Annotated in this window: 21 protein-coding genes; 9 read left to right on the top strand and 12 right to left on the bottom strand. The window is 70.7% G+C overall.

Annotated features, from left to right (window positions below):
- Positions 1–27: 27 nt before the first annotated feature.
- Positions 28–717: an iron-dependent transcriptional repressor DtxR gene (locus tag JMF97_RS00860; RefSeq protein ID WP_013732271.1), complete on the top strand. Its 690-nt coding sequence runs from the start codon at positions 28–30 to the stop codon at positions 715–717.
- A gap of 10 nt (positions 718–727) precedes the next feature.
- Here the strand turns inward: JMF97_RS00860 and JMF97_RS00865 are convergent, their stop codons facing one another.
- Positions 728–967, bottom strand: a complete 240-nt coding sequence (locus JMF97_RS00865; protein WP_043720049.1) for a DUF5522 domain-containing protein — start codon at positions 965–967, stop codon at positions 728–730.
- 172 nt (positions 968–1,139) lie between these two features.
- Here JMF97_RS00865 and JMF97_RS00870 point away from each other — a divergent pair, with 172 nt between their 5' ends.
- Both JMF97_RS00870 and JMF97_RS00875 read left to right on the top strand, forming a co-directional pair.
- Positions 1,140–1,481 carry a YciI family protein gene (locus tag JMF97_RS00870; protein ID WP_013732269.1) on the top strand — a complete coding sequence of 114 codons (342 nt, stop codon included), beginning with the start codon at positions 1,140–1,142 and terminating at the stop codon, positions 1,479–1,481.
- Positions 1,482–1,624: 143 nt separating this feature from the next.
- Positions 1,625–2,800 carry an RNA polymerase sigma factor gene (locus JMF97_RS00875; protein WP_203220272.1) on the top strand — a complete coding sequence of 392 codons (1,176 nt, stop codon included), beginning with the start codon at positions 1,625–1,627 and terminating at the stop codon, positions 2,798–2,800.
- 94 nt (positions 2,801–2,894) lie between these two features.
- Here JMF97_RS00875 and JMF97_RS00880 read toward each other — a convergent pair whose 3' ends face one another.
- Entirely contained in the window at positions 2,895–3,836 is a 942-nt protein-coding gene (locus JMF97_RS00880; RefSeq protein WP_203219783.1) for a GlxA family transcriptional regulator, read from the bottom strand.
- A gap of 83 nt (positions 3,837–3,919) precedes the next feature.
- On the opposite strand from JMF97_RS00880, the gene JMF97_RS00885 reads away from it, so the two are divergent.
- A complete protein-coding gene (locus JMF97_RS00885) occupies positions 3,920–4,354 on the top strand; it encodes a DUF6010 family protein (protein WP_126712181.1) in 435 nt (144 codons plus the stop codon).
- A gap of 11 nt (positions 4,355–4,365) precedes the next feature.
- On the opposite strand, the gene JMF97_RS00890 is transcribed toward JMF97_RS00885, so the two are convergent.
- Genes JMF97_RS00890 through JMF97_RS00900 form a run of 3 tightly spaced genes read right to left on the bottom strand, consistent with a single transcriptional unit; the run spans position 4,366 to position 4,945 of the window.
- Entirely contained in the window at positions 4,366–4,584 is a 219-nt protein-coding gene (locus tag JMF97_RS00890) for a hypothetical protein (protein ID WP_203219784.1), read from the bottom strand.
- Positions 4,581–4,757, bottom strand: coding sequence for a hypothetical protein (locus tag JMF97_RS00895; protein WP_203219785.1), 177 nt, complete (start codon positions 4,755–4,757; stop codon positions 4,581–4,583). Before JMF97_RS00895 ends, JMF97_RS00890 begins: the two co-directional genes overlap by 4 nt.
- Positions 4,757–4,945, bottom strand: a complete 189-nt coding sequence (locus tag JMF97_RS00900) for a hypothetical protein (RefSeq protein WP_203219786.1) — start codon at positions 4,943–4,945, stop codon at positions 4,757–4,759. The genes JMF97_RS00895 and JMF97_RS00900 overlap by 1 nt, the downstream gene beginning before the upstream one ends.
- 134 nt (positions 4,946–5,079) lie before the next feature.
- Here JMF97_RS00900 and JMF97_RS00905 point away from each other — a divergent pair, with 134 nt between their 5' ends.
- Complete coding sequence (locus JMF97_RS00905; protein WP_203219787.1) at positions 5,080–5,922, top strand: helix-turn-helix domain-containing protein; 843 nt, start codon at positions 5,080–5,082, stop codon at positions 5,920–5,922.
- 10 nt (positions 5,923–5,932) lie between these two features.
- Positions 5,933–6,103 (top strand): DUF397 domain-containing protein, encoded by a 171-nt coding sequence (locus tag JMF97_RS00910; protein ID WP_203219788.1) that lies wholly within the window; start codon positions 5,933–5,935, stop codon positions 6,101–6,103.
- A 229-nt stretch (positions 6,104–6,332) separates the two neighbouring features.
- On the opposite strand, the gene JMF97_RS00915 is transcribed toward JMF97_RS00910, so the two are convergent.
- Both JMF97_RS00915 and nrdR read right to left on the bottom strand, forming a co-directional pair.
- Complete coding sequence (locus JMF97_RS00915; RefSeq protein ID WP_203219789.1) at positions 6,333–9,212, bottom strand: vitamin B12-dependent ribonucleotide reductase; 2,880 nt, start codon at positions 9,210–9,212, stop codon at positions 6,333–6,335.
- A gap of 63 nt (positions 9,213–9,275) precedes the next feature.
- Positions 9,276–9,776 (bottom strand): transcriptional regulator NrdR, encoded by a 501-nt coding sequence (nrdR, locus tag JMF97_RS00920; RefSeq protein WP_013732262.1) that lies wholly within the window; start codon positions 9,774–9,776, stop codon positions 9,276–9,278.
- Between the two features lie 550 nt (positions 9,777–10,326).
- On the opposite strand from nrdR, the gene lexA reads away from it, so the two are divergent.
- Positions 10,327–11,109, top strand: coding sequence for a transcriptional repressor LexA (gene lexA, locus JMF97_RS00925; RefSeq protein WP_203219790.1), 783 nt, complete (start codon positions 10,327–10,329; stop codon positions 11,107–11,109).
- Between the two features lie 48 nt (positions 11,110–11,157).
- Here lexA and JMF97_RS00930 read toward each other — a convergent pair whose 3' ends face one another.
- Together JMF97_RS00930 and hflX are read right to left on the bottom strand one after the other, a co-directional pair.
- Complete coding sequence (locus tag JMF97_RS00930; protein WP_238358482.1) at positions 11,158–12,906, bottom strand: hypothetical protein; 1,749 nt, start codon at positions 12,904–12,906, stop codon at positions 11,158–11,160.
- A 51-nt stretch (positions 12,907–12,957) separates the two neighbouring features.
- Positions 12,958–14,400: a GTPase HflX gene (hflX, locus tag JMF97_RS00935; RefSeq protein ID WP_013732259.1), complete on the bottom strand. Its 1,443-nt coding sequence runs from the start codon at positions 14,398–14,400 to the stop codon at positions 12,958–12,960.
- Positions 14,401–14,574: 174 nt separating this feature from the next.
- On the opposite strand from hflX, the gene JMF97_RS00940 reads away from it, so the two are divergent.
- On the top strand, positions 14,575–16,047 hold the full coding sequence (locus tag JMF97_RS00940; RefSeq protein WP_013732258.1) for an NAD-dependent malic enzyme: 1,473 nt from the start codon (positions 14,575–14,577) through the stop codon (positions 16,045–16,047).
- Positions 16,048–16,250: 203 nt separating this feature from the next.
- On the opposite strand, the gene dapF is transcribed toward JMF97_RS00940, so the two are convergent.
- From dapF to JMF97_RS00955, 3 genes are read right to left on the bottom strand one after another with little or no spacing between them, the layout of a single operon-like run.
- Positions 16,251–17,090 (bottom strand): diaminopimelate epimerase, encoded by an 840-nt coding sequence (dapF, locus tag JMF97_RS00945; protein ID WP_203219791.1) that lies wholly within the window; start codon positions 17,088–17,090, stop codon positions 16,251–16,253.
- A 7-nt stretch (positions 17,091–17,097) separates the two neighbouring features.
- Positions 17,098–18,012, bottom strand: a complete 915-nt coding sequence (gene miaA / locus JMF97_RS00950) for a tRNA (adenosine(37)-N6)-dimethylallyltransferase MiaA (protein ID WP_203219792.1) — start codon at positions 18,010–18,012, stop codon at positions 17,098–17,100.
- Positions 18,009–18,731: a class III extradiol ring-cleavage dioxygenase family protein gene (locus tag JMF97_RS00955; protein WP_203219793.1), complete on the bottom strand. Its 723-nt coding sequence runs from the start codon at positions 18,729–18,731 to the stop codon at positions 18,009–18,011. The genes miaA and JMF97_RS00955 overlap by 4 nt, the downstream gene beginning before the upstream one ends.
- A 355-nt stretch (positions 18,732–19,086) precedes the next feature.
- On the opposite strand from JMF97_RS00955, the gene JMF97_RS00960 reads away from it, so the two are divergent.
- Entirely contained in the window at positions 19,087–20,295 is a 1,209-nt protein-coding gene (locus JMF97_RS00960; protein WP_013732254.1) for a DUF349 domain-containing protein, read from the top strand.
- Positions 20,296–20,577: the final 282 nt, after the last annotated feature.

Below are 20,577 nucleotides of genomic sequence, written 5' to 3' on the forward strand. Positions count from 1 at the left end.
ATCGATCATTGGAGGGCCGCTGACACCATGAAGTCTCACGACCTGGTCGATACGACCGAAATGTACCTGCGCACGATCCTCGAACTCGAGGAAGAGGGTGTGCCGCCGCTGCGCGCCCGGATCGCCGAACGGTTGCGCCAGAGCGGCCCCACCGTCAGCCAGACCGTCGCCCGGATGGAGCGCGACGGCCTGCTCACCGTCGAGGGTGACCGCCACCTCAGCCTCACGCCGCTCGGCCGCAGCACCGCCGTGTCCGTGATGCGCAAGCACCGGCTCGCCGAGTTGCTGCTGGTCAACGTGATCGGGATGCCCTACGAGGAGGCCCACGAGGAGGCCTGCCGCTGGGAGCACGTGATGAGCGACGCGGTCGAGAAGCGGGTCTACGACCTGCTCAACCGGCCGACCCGGTCGCCGTACGGCAACCCCATCCCCGGCCTGGAGGATCTCGGCTCCCCCGGCGAGACCGAGCCGGAGCCGGTCGAGGGCGAGCGCAACCTGGCCTTCCCGGGCCTGACCGGCAAGGTGATCGTCCGGCGCATCTGCGAGAGCGTGCAGACCGACGCCGAGGTGCTCCGCCAGTTGCACGCCGCCGGCGTCGACCCCGGAGCCATGGTCACCGTCGCCCAGGAACGCGACGGTGTGTCGATCGACCGTTCCGGGGAAAGCATCCGGCTGCCCCGTGAGGTGGCCTCCCGGGTGTTCGTCGCCGCGGCCTGAGGCCGGGCCTTCAGGTCACGTACGGGCAGTGCCGGCAGCCCTGGTCACAGCAGGTGCCGCGACGGGCGAGAAATCCGGCGGTGAGCACGAACAGTCCGGTGACCGGGTCCCGGTAGCCGGCGTCCCCGGCGGCCAGTGCCGCAGCGTGGGCGGCCAGGATCCGCTCCCGCTCCGGATGCTCCAGCGGCAGCCGGGACGGGTGCGGTTCGGTCAACGGCCGCTTCGCCAACGGCCGTCGCGTTCCGCTCATCGCGGCAGTCTAGGCAGTCGCACCGGCACCGGACGCGCTGACCGGTGGCGTGGCCGCCCTGTCGGGCTGTGCGGGTAGGCGCCTCGGTGGAGAAATCTCCCCACCCGGGCCGATTCGTGCTGGCCTCCCGCGCCGGTTGCGCCGAGGATGAACAGCGATTCGAGGAGGACCCATGCCCCAGTACGCAGTGCTGATCTACTCGCCCGCGCCGGCCGACCCGATGGAGCTCACGCCCGACTACGTCGCGCTGCTCGAACAGTATCCGGCGAAGGTCACCGAGCTGGGCGGGCGGATCGTCACCGGCTTTGCGCTGCAACCGAGCACCACCGCCGCCGCGATACGCGGCGACCTCGTCACCGACGGCCCGTTCATCGAGGCCAAGGAGGTCGTCGCCGGGTTCTTCGTGCTGGAGGCACCCGACCGCGACGTGGCACTGGAGATCGCCAAGCTGAACCCGGCCACCATCCACGGCGCCGTGGAGGTCCGGCCACTGTTCGTCGCGCCGACCGAGTGAACGACGGCGAGCAGCCCGCTCCGTTCGAGGGTGCCGAGCCGCCGAGGGCTGTCGGCGTCCGGTTCGCCCAGCCCGACCCGGCGGAGCGGACGAACCCGGCGGAGCGGGCGCTGGTTGACGCGCACCGCCGGGAGTGGGCCTTCGTGCTCGCCGCGACCGCGCGCGCCGCCGGTGACCTCGACCTCGCCGAGGAATGCGTCCAGGAGGCGTACGTCGCGGCGCTGGGGGCCTGGACCAGGGACGGCGTACCGGACAAGCCCGGCGCCTGGCTCACCGCCATCGCCCGCCGCAGAGCCCTCGACGTGCTGCGCCGCCGGCAGGTGCTCCGCACGAAGCTTCCGCTGCTCGTGGAGCCGGAAGCGGTCGAAGCGGATGAGTCCGACGAGGTCGCCGTACCCGATGATCGGCTCCGTCTGGTCTTCACCTGCTGCCATCCCGCGCTCGCCCGGGAGGCGCAGGTGGCGCTCACCCTGCGCCTGGTCTGCGGAGTCAGCACCGCCGACATCGCCCGGGCATTCCTGGTCGCCGAGTCGACAATGGCGGCGCGGGTCACCCGGGCCAAGAAAAAGATCTCGGCGGCACGGATCCCGTACCGGGTACCGGACACCGCCGAACTGCCCGAACGGCTGGACGCGGTGCTCAGCGTCGTACACCTGCTCTTCACCACCGGGCACACCGCGCCGACCGGCGTTGACCTGGTCCGCGCCGACCTGGTGGACCGGGCTGTGCACCTGGCCCGGATGCTGCACGAGCTGATGCCCGACGAGCCCGAGGTGAGCGGACTGCTCGCCCTGCTGCTGCTCACCGACGCCCGCCGCGCCACCCGCACCGACGAGCAGGGCCGGCTGCTGCGGCTGGAGGACCAGGATCGTTCCTGCTGGGACCGGACCGCCATCGGCGAGGGCCATCGGCTGGTGGTCGAAGCCCTCCGCACCGGACGAGCCGGCCGGTACGCGCTACATGCGGCCATCGCCTCGCTGCACGCCCACGCGCCCAGCTACGCCGCGACCGACTGGCCGCAGATCGTCCGACTCTACGACGCGCTGCTGGCCCACTGGCCGTCCCCGGTCGTCGCGCTGAACCGGGCGGTGGCCGTGTCGATGGTGGACGGACCGGCCGCAGCGCTCGCCGAGGTCGACGCCCTCGCCGCAGATCCCCGCCTGGCCGGCTACCACTACCTACCGGCGATCCGTGCCGACCTGCTGCGCCAACTCGACCGCCGCAGCGAGGCGGCACAGGCGTACCGAGCCGCGCTGGCCCAGGTCGACAACGACCCCGAACGCGACTTCCTCACCACCCGCCTGACAGAACTCACCTAACCCCTGCCCCGGCACTCCGCCGATCTTGCACTTCTGGTCGCCGAGATGACCCTTTCGCGGCTTTTGCCCCGACGGAAAGTGCATGATCGACAGGCTAGCCCACGGCGGGCGGCGGGAAGGCCGCCCGGTAGTCGCGCGGGCTGACGCCGACAACGTGCCGGAAGCACTCCCGGAAGGCGGTCGGCGAGGCGAACCCGACGAGCGCGCCGACGCGTTCGACCGGTTGGTCGGTCTGTTCCAGCAGCTGCTGGGCCCGCCGGACCCGGTGCCGGCTGAGCCAACGCATCGGCGTGGTGCCGGTCTGGTCGCGGAAGTGCCGGCTCAGCGACCGGGTGCTCATCGAGGCGTACGCGGCGATCTCGGCCAGGGTGAGCGGACGGTGAAGGTTGTCGGCCATCCAGGCCAGCAGTGGCTGGATGCCGTGTCCCGCCGGCACGGGTGGCTCGTACGCGATGAACTGCGCCTGTCCCCCGGCCCGTTCCAGCGGCATCACGCAGCGACGCGCGGTGTCGGCGGCGACCGCCGCGCCGTAGTCCCGCCGGACGACGTACAGGCACAGGTCGAGCCCGGCGGCGGCACCGGCCGACGTCAGCACCGGATCGTCGTCGACGAACAGCACGTCCGGGTCGACGGTGACGGCGGGATACCGGCGGGCCAGCTCGGCCGCGGCGGCCCAGTGGGTGGTGGCCCGCCGCCCGTCGAGCCGGCCGGCTGCGGCGAGCACGAAGGCGCCGGTACAGATCGACACGAGCCGGGCCGTGCAGGTGGCCAACGCCTCCCGGATCGCGGCGGGCAGCGGGGCGGCCAGGTCGGCGACCCCCGGTACGACCACCGTGTCGGCCTCGGCCAGCACGGACAGATCATGCGGTATCCGCACCCCGACCGCGCCCGCCCGCACCTCCTCGGTGACCGCACAGACCCGCACCTGATAGGCCGGGCGGCCGTCGGCCAGCCGCGCGCGGCCGAACACCTCGATCGGCACGGACAGGTCGAACGGGACCACGTCGTCGTTCGCGACGACCACCACCCGGTGCATATGCCCATTCTGGCGAGAACCCGTCGATCGATGGCTCGCCGGCCCCTGCTCGCCACCGGCGACCGCACCTAGATTCACCGGCCATGACCATCCTCATGCCGCTGCTCGTCGGTGCCCTGTACGTCTGCCTCAACTCGCTGATCCGGGAACCACACCGCCGCCGGTTCAACGCGATCATGGTCGCCGGGGCCGGTGCGGCGTACCTCAGCGGCGGCGGACTGGCGGGCTGGGAGTTCCCGTTCGTGGCGGTGCTGGTCTACGTGGCGTACCGGGGGCTGGAGTCGTGGCGGTGGATCGGCGTCGGCTGGCTCCTGCACACCGGCTGGGACGTCGTCCACCACCTGTACGGCAACCCGATCATCCCGTTCCTGCCCGGCTCGTCGTTCGGCTGCGCGATCTGCGACCCGGTCATCGCACTGTGGTGCCTGACCGGCGGGTGGTCGCTGCGGGACCTGCTGCGCGCCCGCACCATCCGCCAGCCCGAGCCGGAACCGGAAGCAGCCAGCCGAACGAGCTGACTCCTGTTCGCTCATCGGATCCAGCCCACGAAGCGCCGATGCAGCAGCCCGGCCGGCACCCAGGTGAGATCCTCGGCGGCCCAGACCAGGTAAGACCCCATGTAGAGGGCCAGCGACACCGGCGCACTCTCGAACTCGGCCCGCAACTCGGTGCGCCGGGTGCGGCAGGGCCACGGTCCGCCGCAGCCACCACAGCTCCACACGGGCAGCACAGGATCATGCGTGGTCACGGCAACCCGCCGAGGAAGCGCAGGGTCACCGCACGGGCGTGACAGCGGAACGCCCACTCGGCCTGATAGCAGGGGTACGGAGCCAGCCGGGGCCACCACCAGCGGCAGCCGACACAGAGCCCGTCGACGCCCGCGCGGTGGACGGACAGGATCCGGTCCGTCTGGTCCTCCATCACCTCTGCTCCTCCTCCGGCCAGTGGGCACGGCTGATCGGAATCCGATGCCGGGCTCGGCAGGGCAACTCGGCACCGCACCGGCAGACCCGACGCCACACCCGCCATGACCACACCGGACGGTGCCGGCGCGCGAGGGTCAGCGCGACCGCGAGGACGAACTCCTCGTACGACACCCGCTCCCGCACAGCGCCTCCGTCGCATCGACTTGTATGCGCGATCGATTTTGCGCGCGCATTTTCATATGGTCAAGCTTTGGTAGTCAGTGGGCGTGCGCGTGTCGCTCGCACCGCCGGCAGACCAGCTCGGCAGAATGACCGGCATGGAGAGCCCGACCTTTGTTCGCTTTCAGCTCGGCGCGCAGCTTCGCCGCGTACGCGAGGACGCCGGTGTCACCGCCGAACAGGCGGCCGAGGTCATCGAGGTGTCCGCCAGCACGCTGCGGCGGATCGAGGCCGGTCGGGTAGGCATCAAGGGTCCAGCGCTCAACGCCCTGCTGGACCGATACGGGATCACCGACGCCGAGTTGCGCGAGACGCTGCTGTCGATGGCCAAGACCGGCAAGCAGCGCGGCTGGTGGGCCAAGTACGGCGACTTGCCGTCTTCGTACCGGCAGTACATCGGCCTGGAGTCTGCCGCCGAGGAAGTGCAGAACTTCGAGACGCTGGTCGTACCGGGGCTGCTCCAGACGGCCGACTATGCGAGAGCAATGACGAGCGAGGATGCGTTCGAACCCTCACCTGAGGCGGTCGAGCGGCGGGTCGCCGTCCGCATGCAACGTCAGCAGCTCATCACCTCGGGCAAGCTACGACTGGTGGCCGTTCTCGACGAGGCGGTGCTGCACCGACAGATCGGTGGCGCCGCCATCATGGGTGACCAGCTCACTGCGCTGCTCGAAGCCAGCAAGAGGTGGAACGTCACTCTCCAGGTGATCCCGTTCCGCGAAGGTGCCTACGCCTCGATGCTGTCCAGCTTCCACATCCTGAACTTCGCGGACGGTCCGAGCGTGGTCTACATCGAGGGCCTGACAGGCGACCTCTACGCCGAAGGTGACGATGTCGCACGTTGTACCGTGGTCTTCAACAGCCTGCGCGCCGCAGCCATGTCGCCCAGCGACTCGGCAATGCTGATCAAGGAGATCCGAGACGCCAGGCAAAGGGAGTAGGAGGCGGACCGTGGACTCGCAGTGGCGCAAGAGCACCCGGAGCGGCAGCAACGGTGCCTGCGTCGAGGCCAGGTGCGTTGACCAAGCCGTCGAAATCCGCGACAGCAAGAACGCCGCCGGCCCGGTCCTCCGCTTCGACGGCCAGTCCTGGTCGGCTTTCCTCCGCACACTCAAGCGCTGACGATCGGGATCGCTGACCGCCGAACGGGCGGGGCCGTGCTCGATGCAGGAAAAAGTGGCATCCGCGCGCCCGCGAGGCCACTCGATCGTGGATCGAGCGTGATCTTGCGCGAGATGCACCGAAGGGCGACTCGGTCCCAGGATTCAGCCCGACGAGTCGCGCCGGATGGAAGCCGGACGGGACGAGCCCCGGACGGTAATCCGCCCGGGGCTCGTCGCGTTCTCGTACGTCAGCTGCAGCCGCTGGTAGAGCCGCAGCCCTCGCAGACGTAGCAGCTGCCGGCGGGGCGCATCTTCGTACCGCAGGTGAAGCAGAGCGGTGCGTCGGCGGCCTTGCCGATCACGGCTTCGAGCAGTTCGGTGCTGGAACCGACCGACGGTGCCGGCTTCGCGGCGGCGACGTCGGCGAGTTCCTGGGCGGGCTGGGCGATCGGCCCGGCCTTCGGCTCCTCCGGCCGGGTCTCCACCGGCGCGGACGAGGCCATCGCGGTCAGGTCCGTGCCGTTCGCCTCCGCCTCGGCTTCGGCCGCCAGCTGCGCGGCCCGCTCCTTGGCGGTGAAGATGCCCAGCTCGGCGCGGCGGTCGTACGGCAGGAAGTCCAGCGCGAGGCGACGGAAGATGTAGTCCATCACCGAGGCGGCCATCCGCACGTCCGGGTCGTCGGTCATGCCGGCCGGCTCGAAGCGCATGTTTGTGAACTTGCTGACGTACGTCTCCAGGGGAACGCCGTACTGCAGGCCGATAGAGATGGCCACCGAGAAGGCGTCCATCACTCCGGCCAGAGTGGAGCCCTGCTTGGACATCTTGAGGAAGACCTCGCCCAGGCCGTCATCCGGGTACGACGAGGCGGTGAGGTAGCCCTCGGCGCCGCCGACCGAGAAGGAGATGGTCTCCGAGGGACGCTTCTTCGGCAGCCGCTTGCGCACCGGGCGGTACTCCACGACCTTCTCCACCACCGGCTCGACGGCGGTGGTCGGGGCCGGCTCGGCGGCCTTGTTGGGCTTGGCGACCGACAGCGGCTGGCCGACCTTGCAGTTGTCCCGGTAGATCGCCAGGGCCTTGAGGCCGAGCTTCCAGCCCTCGAAGTAGATCTTCTCGACGTCCTCGACGGTGGCCTGCTCCGGCATGTTCACCGTCTTGGAGATGGCGCCGGAGATGAACGGCTGGACCGCCGCCATCATCCGTACGTGGCCCATCGGGGCGATGGACCGCTCGCCCATGGCGCAGTCGAAGACCGGGTAGTGCTCCGGCTTGAGGCCGGGGGCGTCCACCACGTGGCCGTGGTCGGCGATGTGCTCGACGATCGCCTCGACCTGCTCCTCGGGGTAGCCGAGGCTGCGCAGGGCGCGCGGTACGGTCTGGTTGACGATCTGCATCGAACCGCCGCCGACCAACTTCTTGAACTTGACAAGCGCCAGGTCCGGCTCGACGCCGGTGGTGTCGCAGTCCATCATCAGGCCGATGGTGCCGGTCGGCGCGAGCACGCTGGCCTGCGAGTTGCGCCAGCCGAACTTGTCGCCGATCTTGTTGCCCTGGGTCCACTGCTTCGTGGCCTCGCGGACCACCGCGGTGGCCACGGTCCCGGTGGGCTTGATCTCGTCGTTGGCGGCGGCGTGCTTGCGCATCACCCGCTTGTGCGGCTCGGCGTTGCGGGCGTAGCCGTCGTACGCGCCGACGATGCCGGCCAGCTCGGCCGAGCGGCGGTACGCCGTGCCGGTCATCAGCGAGGTGATCGCGGCGGCCAGCGAGCGGCCCTGGTCCGAGTCGTACGGCAGGCCGGAGGCCATCAGCAGGGCACCGAGGTTGGCGTAGCCGATGCCGAGCTGCCGGTACGCCCGGGTGGTCTCGCCGATCTTCTCGGTCGGGAAGTCGGCGAAGCAGATCGAGATGTCCATCGCGGTGATGACGAACTCGACCGACTTGACGAACTTCTCCACCTCGAAGCCACCGTCGGCGCGGAGGAACTTCATCAGGTTCAGCGAGGCCAGGTTGCACGAGGAGTTGTCCAGGTGCAGGTACTCCGAGCACGGGTTCGACGCGGTGATCCGACCGGTCTCCGGGCAGGTGTGCCAGTCGTTGATGGTGTCGTCGTACTGGAGGCCCGGGTCGGCGCACTCCCAGGCGGCCTGCGAGATCGTACGGAACAGCTTCTTCGCGTCGATGGTCTCGATGGTCTGCCCGTCGAGCCGACCCCGCAGGTCGAAGCCGCCGCCGTTCTCCACCGCGGTCATGAACTCGTCGGAGACCCGTACCGAGTTGTTGGCGTTCTGGTACTGCACGCTGACGATGTCGGCGCCGCCCAGGTCCATGTCGAACCCGGCGTCGCGCAGGGCGCGGATCTTGTCCTCCTCGCGCGCCTTGGTGACCACGAACTCCTCGATGTCGGGGTGGTCCACGTCGAGGATGACCATCTTGGCCGCCCGCCGGGTGGCGCCGCCGGACTTGATGGTGCCCGCGCTGGCGTCCGCGCCGCGCATGAAGCTGACCGGGCCGGAGGCGGTGCCGCCGGAGGAGAGCAGCTCCCGGGAGGAGCGGATCCGGGAGAGGTTCACCCCGGAGCCGGAGCCGCCCTTGAAGATCAGCCCCTCCTCCTTGTACCAGTCGAGGATGGAGTCCATCGAGTCGTCGACGGCCAGGATGAAACACGCGCTGACCTGCTGAGGTGAGGGCGTGCCGACGTTGAACCAGACCGGCGAGTTGAAGCTGAACACCTGGTGCAGCAGCATCCAGGTCAGCTCGTGGGCGAAGATCTCGGCGTCGGCCGGGCCGGCGAAGTAGCCGTACTCCTCACCGGCGGTGCGGTAGGTGGTGACCACCCGGTCGATCAGCTGCCGCAGCGACCACTCCCGCTCCGGGGTGCCCACCGCGCCCCGGAAGTACTTGGTGGTCACGATGTTGGCCGCGTTGACGCTCCAACTCTCCGGGAACTCCACCCCACGCTGCTCGAAGTTGATCGAGCCGTCCCGCCAGTTGGTCATCACGACGTCGCGGCGCTCCCAGGCGACCTCGTCGTACGGGTGCACACCCTCGGTGGTCCAGACCCGCTCGACCTTCAGACCCGCGCCGGCCTTGCTCCGTGTCCTGCTTGTTGTCACGCCATCCCCCGGCATCTCATCCGCCCCCTCGTCCGCGCGGCACCGCGCGATCCGACTGTCACTACCACTGAAGAAAGCTCACTGTGTGTGGCCGGCGGCGCCGGCCGTCTCGGCCTGCGCGTCCTGCCGGGCACGTGCGGCGGCCCGCAGCGTCTCGATCTCCCGCTCGAAGTCGGCGAGCGAGTCGAACGACCGGTACACGCTGGCGAACCGCAGGTAGGCGACCTCGTCCAGGTCCCGCAGGGGACCCAGGATGGCCAGCCCCACCTCGTGGCTGGGGATCTCGGCGGCGCCCTTGGCCCGGATGGTCTCCTCGACCCGCTGCGCCAGCAGCGCGATCGAGTCCTCGTCGACCGGTCGGCCCTGGCAGGCCTTGCGCACCCCGCCGATGATCTTCGTACGGCTGAACGGCTCGGTCACCCCGCTGCGCTTCACGACCGCGAGCACCGCCTCTTCGACAGTGGTGAACCGTTTGCCGCACTCCGGGCAGGAGCGTCGACGACGGATCAGCTGGCCGTCGTCGGCTTCCCGCGAGTCGACCACGCGGGAGTCGGCATGCCGGCAGTACGGACACCGCATCGCCCGACCTCCTCGATCGACCATGGGCACGCCTATGGCCGCCTCCGGGCACGCAACAGCGCGGCGGGCCATCATCCAAGGATGGCCGCCGACCTGATGGTACGAGAGTGCGGTCCGTAGTCGAACCCAACCTGTAGGCGAGTTACGCCTGTGTGACTACTACATCTAGGGGTTGACCGTATGCCGCTGGCGAACCGCGGTCAAGTTGACCGGCGTGTCCGGCGCGTCACCCGACAGGCCCGCCGCAGCGCGACCCGAGAGCCCAACGCAGCGCGGCGACACCGGTTACCGGCCGACCGGATCTGATCTTCAAAATAGGCATTCGATCGAACACCCGTTCGATCAGACGTATCATTTATCAGAACAGGCGTACGACTGTCACGCCTACGCGTGTCGACACGCGGAGAAACCTCGTACAGATGTTTGAAAATGACCGATCTCACCTATACGGTCATGGGCAGCCGGAGGTGACCATGGTCGACCAGCCCGGCAGACCACCGCATGCACCACGAGCCGCCGAGGCACCCAGCGCCGACCAGGGAGGACGGACGTGACCCAGGACCGGGCCAACCGGCCACAGAGCCCGCAGCAGAGCAGCGAGGCGGGGCCGCCGCCCACCCGACGCCGCAGCGTCACCCGCGCCCGAGCCGCGCAGCCCGCCGTGCGCCCGGTGACCCCGGTGGCCAACTCCTTTCCGGACCCGGCGGCCGCCGACCTCACCGCCCGGCAGCGTCGCATCCTGGACTTCATCCGCACCTGGGTGGAGCGACACGGCTACCCGCCGAGCGTGCGGGAGATCGGCGAGGCAGTCGGGCTCGTCTCCCCGTCCAGCGTCGCCTACCAGCTCAAGGAGCTGGAGAAGAAGGGCTTCCTGCGGCGTGATCCGAATCGGCCACGCGCGGTCGACGTCCGCTCCCCCGGCGACATCGACGACGAGCTGAGCCGCTCGCAGCGCCCCACCCCGGCGTACGTGCCGATGCTCGGCCGCATCGCCGCCGGTGGGCCGATCCTCGCCGAGCAGTCGATGGAAGACGTCTTCCCGCTGCCCCGCGAGCTCGTCGGCGAGGGCGAGGTCTTCATGCTCCAGGTCAAGGGCGACTCGATGCTCGACGCGGCCATCTGCGACGGCGACTGGGTGGTGGTCCGCCAGCAGCCGACCGCCGACTCCGGGGAGATCGTCGCCGCCATGCTCGACGGCGAGGCGACGGTGAAGACCTATCGGCGGCGCGACGGCCACGTCTGGCTGATGCCGCAGAACCCGGCTTTCGATCCCATTCCCGGCGACGACGCCACCATCATGGGGCGCGTGGTGGCCGTGCTGCGCCGGATCTGACCCGGGGCCGGATCTGACCCCGGGCATCGACCGGTGCTGGCCGCAGGGTCAGTACCGGTCGCCCCGGTAGCCGTAGGTGCCGCCGGGCGGCTGACCGTACGGCTCGGAATTGTCCTCCCGGTAACGACCGGAGCGCCGACCGTGGTAATCCGGCTCGGTTGGTCCACCGCCACGTCGGGGCGGCTCGGCACGTCCACCGCCGCGTGGCGGTTCGACGCGGCCGCCGCCACGGGGTGGTTCGGCGCGGCCGGCGCCACCGGGACGTCCGCCACCTCCGTACACGCCGCCGCCCGCCGGTCGACCGCCGCCGGCCCGGCCACCGGAGCCGGGCACGCCCTCACCGGCACGGCCGCCACCGCCGTAGACGCCACCACCGGCCGGTCGGGCACCGTTGCCGCTGGCCCGTCCCCCGTACACCGGTCCGGGCCGCGCCGGGCCGGGTCGCTCGGCGTTCGGCGAGCCGCCGCCGTAGACGCCACCGGTCGCTGCGCCGCCGTACACACCGCCGGACCGTGCGCGGTCGCCGGCCGCGCCGTCGTCGTCCTTGCCTGTGGGTTTCGGGCCGTCGTCACGGCCACGCCCCTTGCCGGCCGGGCCCGGCCGCTTGCGGGCCCGCAGGATGCCGTAGATGCCCGCACCCACGAGCAACGCACCGAGTACGCCCACCGAGGCGATCAGGTACGTGATGTCGTCGAGGGTCAACCCGTCGATGAACGACTGGCCGGATGACTTCTTGGCCGCGTCCGGATCCTCGGCCAGGTTCTTCGGGCCTTCGGTGGACGGGGTGTAGCTGAGGATGTCGACCGGCTCGTCGTCGTCCAGGTGACCCGCGTCGGAAACGGTCAGGAAGGTCTTCCCGTCGGTGGAGTACGAGATCGCCTCACCGAACGGGTCGGCCAGCGCGGTGACCCGGGGCGTGCCGGTGGTCAGCGCACCGACGATGTCGCCGTTCTGGACGTCGTACTCGAAGGCGTCGGCGTAGGTGCGCAGCACCACCCGGGAGCCGTCGGGCGACCGGGCGGCACCGGTGATCGCGACGCGGCCGAAGGTGCTCAGCGGGTTCTCGGTGTCCGTTCTCGGCAACGTGATGTCGCCGAGCTTCTTCATCGGCACCGGCTCGGTGTCGCCGGTCTTCAACGCGCCGTCCGGGGTGAAGATCTCGGCCTTGCCGGAGGTGACCTTCGTGATGATCAGCGGCAGGTTGTCGTCGCCGATCAGCAACGCCTCGGCGTCGCGGGGCTTGCCGTCCGGGTACGACAGCCGGTGCAGGACCGGCTGCTTGCTGCCGTTGACCGGCATGCTCCAGACGGCCACCCGCTCGCGACGCTCCCGGCTGGTGACGTTGTCACCGGTGTCGGCGATCCACAGCTTCGTCCGGTCCGGCGAGAGGGCCAGATCCTCGGTGTCGAACGGCCCGGCACCGGTGTAGCCCACGTTGCGGACGACCTGGCAGTCCTTGTTCAGGTAGAAGACCTGCTTGCGGTCGTTCTGATCGGTGCTGTCGTTGATCACGATGTACCCGCTGCGGGTGGCTACCAGGCCGGACATCTCCCGCAGTCGGGGATCGGTGACGGTGCACTGCTTCTTGCCGGCCTTGGTCAGTGGTGCCGACCCGAGCACGGCCGGCCCGAGCGCCGCCGGGACCACCGTCTGGGGCCCCGCCGCCACCTGGCCCGTCACCGCGACGGCTGCCGCGGCGGGGACGGGCGACGACGCCGCCACGGCGACACCCGTGACTGCCACGGTGGCCCCGAGCAGGCCGAGTGCCACCGTGACCGAAGATACAGTGCGGAGCATGAAAGAAGTGTCGCATGCCGGAAGTTTCCGTCGGGTGACGCCGTAGCAGCGTTACCGGGCGGTGCTGACCGCCTCCGCCGTGTCGCGGTACGGGGCCAGTTCGGCCGCCAACGCCTCGTTGACCCGTACGTGCAGCATCGTCCCCTCCGGCAGGTGGGCGGTGCTGAGCACCTCACCCTGCCGGTGCAGTCGGGCCACCAGGTCACCCCGGTCGTACGGCAGCACCACCCGCACGTCGACGGCCGGACGGGGCAGCCGCTGCTCGATGGTGGCGCGCAGGTCGTCGATGCCACGCCCGCTGTACGCAGAGACGAACACCGCCTCCGGCCAGATCCGCTTGAGCTGGAGCAACGTCTCCTCGTCTGCCGCGTCGGTCTTGTTGACCACGAGCAGCTCGGGCAGCCGGTCGGCGCCCACCTCGGTCAGCACCTCGCGGACGGCGCGTACCTGCTCCTGCGGATCCGGGTGGGTGCCGTCGACCACGTGCACCACCAGATCGGCCTCGGCGATCTCCTCCAGCGTCGAGCGGAACGCCTCGACGATCTGGTGCGGCAGGTGCCGGACGAAGCCGACCGTGTCGGAGAGGGTGTAGACCCGCCCCTCGGAGGTGGTGGCGCGGCGGGTGGTCGGATCCAGGGTGGCGAACAACGCGTCCTCCACCAGCACACCGGCTCCGGTGAGCCGGTTGAGCAGGCTCGACTTGCCGGCGTTGGTGTAGCCGGCGATGGCGACCGCGGGAACCGCGTTTCGGGTACGGCGGGACCGCTTGGTCTCGCGTACGGTGCTCATGGCCTTGATCTCCCGGCGCAGCCGGGCGATGCGGTGGCGGATCCGACGCCGGTCGGTCTCCAGCTTGGTCTCACCCGGGCCACGAACACCCACGCCGCCGCCGGCACCGCCGCCGCGACCCGAACCACCGGTCTGCCGGGACAGGGTCTCACCCCAACCACGCAGCCGGGGCAGCAGGTATTCCAGCTGGGCCAGCTCGACCTGGGCGCGGCCCTCCTTGCTCTTGGCGTGCTGGGCGAAGATGTCGAGGATCAGCGCGGTGCGGTCGACCACTTTGACCTTGGTGCGCTGTTCCAGGTTGCGCAGCTGGGACGGGGACAGCTCACCGTCGCAGATCACCGTGTCGGCGCCGGCGGCGAGCACCACCGCGCTGAGGTCGTCGACCTTGCCGCGACCGATGTAGGTGGCCGGGTCGGGCCGGGTACGTCGCTGGATGAGCCCTTCGAGCACCTGCGACCCGGCGGTCTCCGCCAGCGCGGCCAGCTCGGTGAGGGAATTGTCCGCGTCGGCCTGGGTGCCTTCGGTCCAGACCCCGACCAGCACCACCCGCTCCAGCCGCAGCTGCCGGTATTCGACCTCGGTGACGTCGGTCAGCTCGGTGGAGAGGCCGGGGACCCGTCGCAACGCCTGCCGCTCGGAGAGTTCGTACTCACCGGGGGTGGTTTCGAATTCGTCGTTGGAAACGTGGGTCTCCTGGTCTCGCAAGCGTCTCTCCTGTCCGATCTGAGCATGTACTGAGCAATCCTGTCATGTGACAACACCGATCGCACCCGCAATATGCCCTGCGCACAAAGGGCCCAAAGTGGGGGTGGCTGCCAGACGCCCAGGCAGGGCGGGTAGAAATGCCACGAGCCGTTCAGCGCCGACGGAGGGACCTGCGTGGCCATCACCCGACTGCCCAGTGCCGGATTCTCGATCACGGTCCGGATCGCCGTGCCAGCCGATGCCTCCTCGATCGGCCGACTCACCACCTCGGTGGGAGAGGCCGGAGCGATCGTCACCGCCCTGGACGTGGTCGATTCCGACCCGAACCACGTGATCGTGGACCTCACCTGCGACACCGCCGACGCCGGACACGCCGACCAGGTGGTCGACGCGCTGCGGGCGCTCGACGGCGTGGACGTGCGCAAGGTCTCCGACCGCACCTTCCTGCTGCACCTCGGCGGCAAGATCGAGGTGAGCCCCAAGGTCGCGCTGCGTACCCGGGACGAGTTGTCCCGCGCGTACACCCCGGGGGTCGCCCGGGTCTGCCAGGCGATCGCCGACAACCCGGCCGACGCCCGCCGGTTGACCATCAAGCGCAACACCGTGGCCGTGGTCAGCGACGGCTCGGCGGTGCTGGGTCTGGGCAACCTCGGCCCGGCCGCCTCGCTGCCGGTGATGGAGGGCAAGGCCGCCCTGTTCAAGCGCTTCGGCGGGGTGGACGCCTGGCCGGTGGTCCTCGACACCCAGGACACCGACGAGATCGTCGCCATCGTGAAGGCGATCGCGCCCGCGTACGGCGGGATCAACCTGGAGGACATCGCGGCGCCGCGCTGCTTCGAGATCGAGGCACGGCTGCGTGAGGCGCTGGACATCCCGGTCTTCCACGACGACCAGCACGGCACCGCGATCTGCGTGCTGGCCGCGCTGACCAACGCGCTGCGGGTGGTGGGCAAGCGCCTCGCGGACGTCCGGGTGGTCGTCTCGGGCGCCGGCGCGGCGGGCACCGCGATCATGAAGCTGCTGCTGCGTCAGGGCGTCGGCGACGTCATCGCGTACGACCGCCAGGGTGCCCTGCACCGCGGCCAGCCCGACCTCAACTCGGCCTGGCAGTGGCTGGCCGAGAACACCAACCGGGACGGCTACTCGGGTGACCTGCCCGGTGCGCTGGAGGGTGCCGACGTCTTCATCGGCGTGAGCGCGCCGAACCTGCTCACCGGCGACGACATCGCCCGGATGGCCAAGGACTCGATCGTCTTCGCGCTGGCCAACCCGGACCCGGAGGTCGACCCTCGGGAGGCGCGCAAACACGCCGCCGTGGTGGCCACCGGCCGCTCGGACCAGCCGAACCAGATCAACAACGTGCTCGCCTTCCCCGGCGTCTTCCGCGGCATGCTCGACGCGCACGCCGAGGAGTTCACCGAGGAGATGGCGATCGCCGCCGCCCAGGCCATCGCCGACGTGGTCGGCGAGGAGAAGCTCAACGCGACGGTCATCGTGCCGAGCGTCTTCGACTCCCGGGTGGCCCCGGCGGTCGCCGCCGCCGTCCGCGCCGCCGCCCAGAACCCCGCCAGCACTCCCCCGCCGGCCGCTGACCCCGGCCCCGCCGACCTCCCCGAGATCGCCGCCAACGCCTCCGCCACCCCCTGAGGCCCCACCCGCAAGACCCCCGCTAAGCCCCGCCCCCGCGGCGCTCCCTCGCACCGTCCGAGCTCCACGCCTGACGGCGCGTCGATCTTGCACTTTTCGTCGGGATGAATCACCGCAAATACGGTGATTATGGCGACCGAAAGTGCAAGATCGGCGCGCACAAGGGCGCGAGGGCGGCGCGGGAGGGAGGGGTCGGAGGGTGGTTAGGGGGTGGCGAGGGTCAGGGTGCCGGTGGCCGTGAGAAGGGCGGGGCCGGAGAGCCAGCAGGAGTTGTCTGTCAGGGTGACGGTGAGGCGGCCGCCGGGGACGTCGACGGCTATCGTGCCGGTCTCCCGGGCGATGTCGCGCAGGGCTACGGCGGCCACGGCGCAGGCGCCGGTGCCGCAGGACAACGTCTCGGCGGAACCCCGTTCGTAAACCCGCATCAGCACGTGCCCGTCGACCCCGTCGAGTGGCTCGCCGTCGGCGGTGAACTCGACGTTGACCCCGGACGGGAAGATCGTCGGGTCGAATCCGGGTGCCCGGGTCAGGTCGAGACCGGTCAGCTCGAGCCCGGCCGGCAGCGGACAGACCAGGTGCGGGTTGCCGACGTCCACGGCGGTACCGGGCAGGGTCAGTGCGCCCAGGGCGGCCGTGGAGGTCGCGTACAGCCGGGGTCGGCGCATCTCGACGGCGATGTCCTCGCCGTCGAGGCGGGCCCGCACCAGGCCGGCGCGGGTCGCCACCGGCAGGACACCATCGATCGGCGTGGCCAACCCGCTGTCCAGCAGGAACCGGACGAAGACCCGAGCGCCGTTGCCGCACATCTCGGCGAAGGAGCCGTCGGAGTTCCAGTAGTCCATGAACCATTCGGCGTCACCGGCCAGCGCGGTCCCGTCGGGGTGCTCGGCGGCTCGGACGACGCGCAGCACGCCGTCGCCACCGAGGCCCCGCCGTCGGTCGCAGATCGCGGCCACCAGCTCGGGTGTCAGGTCCAGCGCGCCGTCCGGGTCGGGCAGGATCACAAAGTCGTTGCCGGTGCCGTGGCCCTTGGTGAACTTCACGCTCTCATCATCGCGCAGCGTCACGGAGGATCCGCAGGGCATCCTCGACCAGCGTCGGCTCGGCCGAGTCCAGCCAGTGGATCCTCGGGTCGCGCCGGAACCAGGAACGCTGGCGGCGGACGAACCGGCGCGTCGCCCGTACGGTGTCGTCGCGGGCCTCGGTCTCGGTCAACTCCCCGGACAGCATGCGCAGCACCTGCTGGTAGCCGAGCGCCCGGCTGGCCGTACGCCCCTCGGGCAGGCCCCGCTCGACCAGCCGCCGGGTCTCGGCGACCAGCCCGTCGGCCCACATCCGGTCCACCCGTACGGCGATCCGCTCATCGAGCCGGGCGGTGTCCAGGTCGACGCCGATCTGCACGGCGGGGTAGTAAGGCGTCGGCTCGGGCAGCGCGGCGGTGAACGGCGCCCCGGTCAGCTCGATCACCTCCAGCGCGCGGACGATCCGCCGACCGTTGCCGGGCAGGATGCCGGCCGCCGCCACCGGGTCGGCCTCGCGCAGCCGCGCGTACAGCGGCGCCGGGCCGACGGTGGCGAGTTCGTTCTCCAGCCGCGCCCGCAGCGCCGGGTCGGTGCCGGGGAACTCGAACTGCTCCAGCACTGCCCGCACGTACAGTCCGGACCCGCCGACCAGCAGTGGCACCCGCCCTCGGGCGAGGATGTCGTCGACCGCCGCCCGGGCCAGCGCCTGGTATTCGGCGACGCTCGCCGGCTCGGTGACCTCCCAGATGTCGAGCAGGTGGTGCGGCACGCCGTCCCGTTCGGCGACGGTGAGTTTGGCGGTGCCGATGTCCAGGCCCCGGTAGAGCTGCATCGAGTCGGCGTTGACCACCTCGCCGTCGAGGGCGTGCGCCAGGGCGATGCTCAGCGCCGACTTTCCGGCCGCGGTGGGTCCCACCACGGCGAGCACCGTGCCCGGGGTCACGACCGTTCCCAGGTGGCCACGAAGTAGGCCACTCCGTAGGGCGCCGCGTGGTAGCTGAGCTCGCCCCGCCAGTCGCCGCCGGCGGCGCGGGCCGCGCCGGCCAGCACCTGCCAGGCCGCCCGGCCGGCGACCCGCAGCTGCGCCGAGAGCTCCGGGTCCAGGTCGAGCAGGGCGTCGAGGTCCGCGTCGGCCAGGGCCTCGGCGACCCCGCTGTCGTACGCCTCGGCGCGTGGGTCCGCGTAGCCCGGCGCTGCCGCCCCCCGGCAGGCCGACCCGTCACCCAGCACCAGCAGCGCCCAGTTCCGATCGCCGCCCGAGCCGGCGCCGAGCTGCGCGCACGACACCGGGTCGGTCTGCGGCGCCACGGCGTACATGGCCGACACCGCGGGCGCCGATTCCGAGCGGGAGCGCCCCAGCAGCCAGGCGCCGATGGTCAGGCTCAGCGGCAGGTCGGGCCGGCTTCCGGGGCCGGGCCGACCCACTGTCGGTTCGACGGGCAGGCCGTACGCGGCGAGGGACCCGTGGAACGGCGGATCGTAGCGGTGGGTGTCCGGGCCGTCACCCACGACCAGCAGTTCGTCGGCGCCCGAGTCGACGAGTCGGGTGACCGCCGTGTCGCAGGCCCGACGAAGGTCGTCCAACTCTGTGGCGGCGGCCCCCGCGACCTCGGGAATCAGCAGCGGCGGGTGCGGGCAGACGGCGGCGGCGACCAGTGGCACCCGGCAACCGTATCGGTCGGGCGGCCACAGCCGTGCACCCGAGGTCGCCGCCAAGCCCGCTGAGCTGCGACAGCGGCATCCCGAAGCGGTGCCGGCGGCATCCCGACGCGGCCTCGGCGGCACGTCGATGCGACCTCGGCGGCGTGGCGGCGGCGTGGCGCCACCGGTAGGCGACGGCTCGCCGGTCCGGATGATGCCGCGGAGCGCCTAGGACACCGTATGGTCACGGTCGGCGATAGGCGCTCGACGCGGACCGGGGCGTACCTGTGACAATGCCCGGAGAAACTTGGCTGCGCCGTGGCGGTGCCCGGGAGAGAGTTCTCCCAGGGGGCACCGGGAGAACGAGGATGGGCACATGAGCGACTGGACTGCCTTCGGACGGGTGGACGCGGACGGCACCGTTTACGTCAAGACCGCCGAAGGCGAGCGGGTGGTCGGATCCTGGCAGGCGGGAGCACCGGAGGAGGGGCTGGCACACTTCGCCCGCCGCTTCGCCGACCTGGTGACCGAGGTGAACCTGACTGAGGCACGGCTCAACTCCGGCGCCGCGGACGCCAACCATTCGCTGGCCACCGTACGACGGATTCGCGCTTCGCTGGCCGACGCGCACGTGGTCGGCGACATCGACGCGCTGGCCGCGCGGCTGGACCGGCTCGCCACGGTGGCCGAGGAGAAGGCCGGCGAGGCCAAGGCCGCCAAGGAGGCGGCCCGCAGCGAGGCGTTGGCCCGCAAGACCGCTCTGGTGGAGGAGGCGGAGAAGCTCGCCGCCGAGTCGACCGGCTGGAAGACCGCGGGCGACCGACTCAAGGAGATCCTCGACGAGTGGAAGACCATCCGGGGGGTCGACAAGAAGACCGATGGTGAGCTGTGGAAGCGGTTCGCCGCCGCCCGTGACGGCTTCACCCGTCGTCGGGGGGCGCACTTCGCCTCCCTGGACGCGCAGCGCAAGCAGGCGCAGACGATCAAGGAAGAGCTGGTCGCCGAGGCCGAGAAGGTCTCCGACTCCACCGAATGGGCTTCGGCTGCCAACCAGCTGAAGGACCTGATGAACCAGTGGAAGGCCGCGCCGCGCGCCTCCAAGGAGGCCGAGCAGCGGCTCTGGGAGAAGTTCCGGGCCGCGCAGGACGCCTTCTTCACCCGGCGCAGCGAGGTCTTCTCGGCGCGGGACAACGAGCAGCGCGCCAACCTGGAACGCAAGCAGGCGCTGCTCGCCGAGGCGGAGGCGCTCGACATCGACGGTGACCCCAAGGGCGCTCAGGCCAAGCTGCGCGACATTCAGGCGCAGTGGCACGAGGCCGGTCGGGTACCGCGTGAGGCGGCTGCCGGGCTGGAGCGCCGGCTGCGCGCCGTCGACGAGAAGGTCCGCGAGGTGATGGACTCGGCGTGGCGTCGGACCAGCCGTGAGGACAACCCGCTGCTGGCCCAGATGCGGGCCCAGGTCGCCGAGGCCGAGGAGCGGTTGGCCCGGGCTCAGGCCGCCGGCGACAACCGGCGGATCAAGGAGGCCGAGCAGGCGCTCGCCTCCAAGCGTCAGTTCCTCCAGCTGGCGGAGCAGGCCGGCTGAGCTGAACCTGTCGAAAGCCCCCGGTTCCGGCTGGAACCGGGGGCTTTCCGTCTCTATTGCCGCTGGTCACGGCGATGTTAACGTTCGACATTTACATCGACGTCGATCTGTGATTATCTGAGGAAAGCGGTTGCCCCTACGGGGTGGGCACGGGAGCCGGTTTTCGACCAGTTCATCCGACGGCAGGGCGCAGATTCTGCGTCCGTCACCGGCATCGCTGCCGCTGGGCACGGCAGCCTCCGATGTCGGGGCGTACTCCTGCCGACCGCACGCCGACGACGC

Origin of the sequence: Micromonospora fiedleri, assembly GCF_016774385.1 — a bacterium.
Taxonomy (GTDB): domain Bacteria; phylum Actinomycetota; class Actinomycetes; order Mycobacteriales; family Micromonosporaceae; genus Micromonospora; species Micromonospora gifhornensis.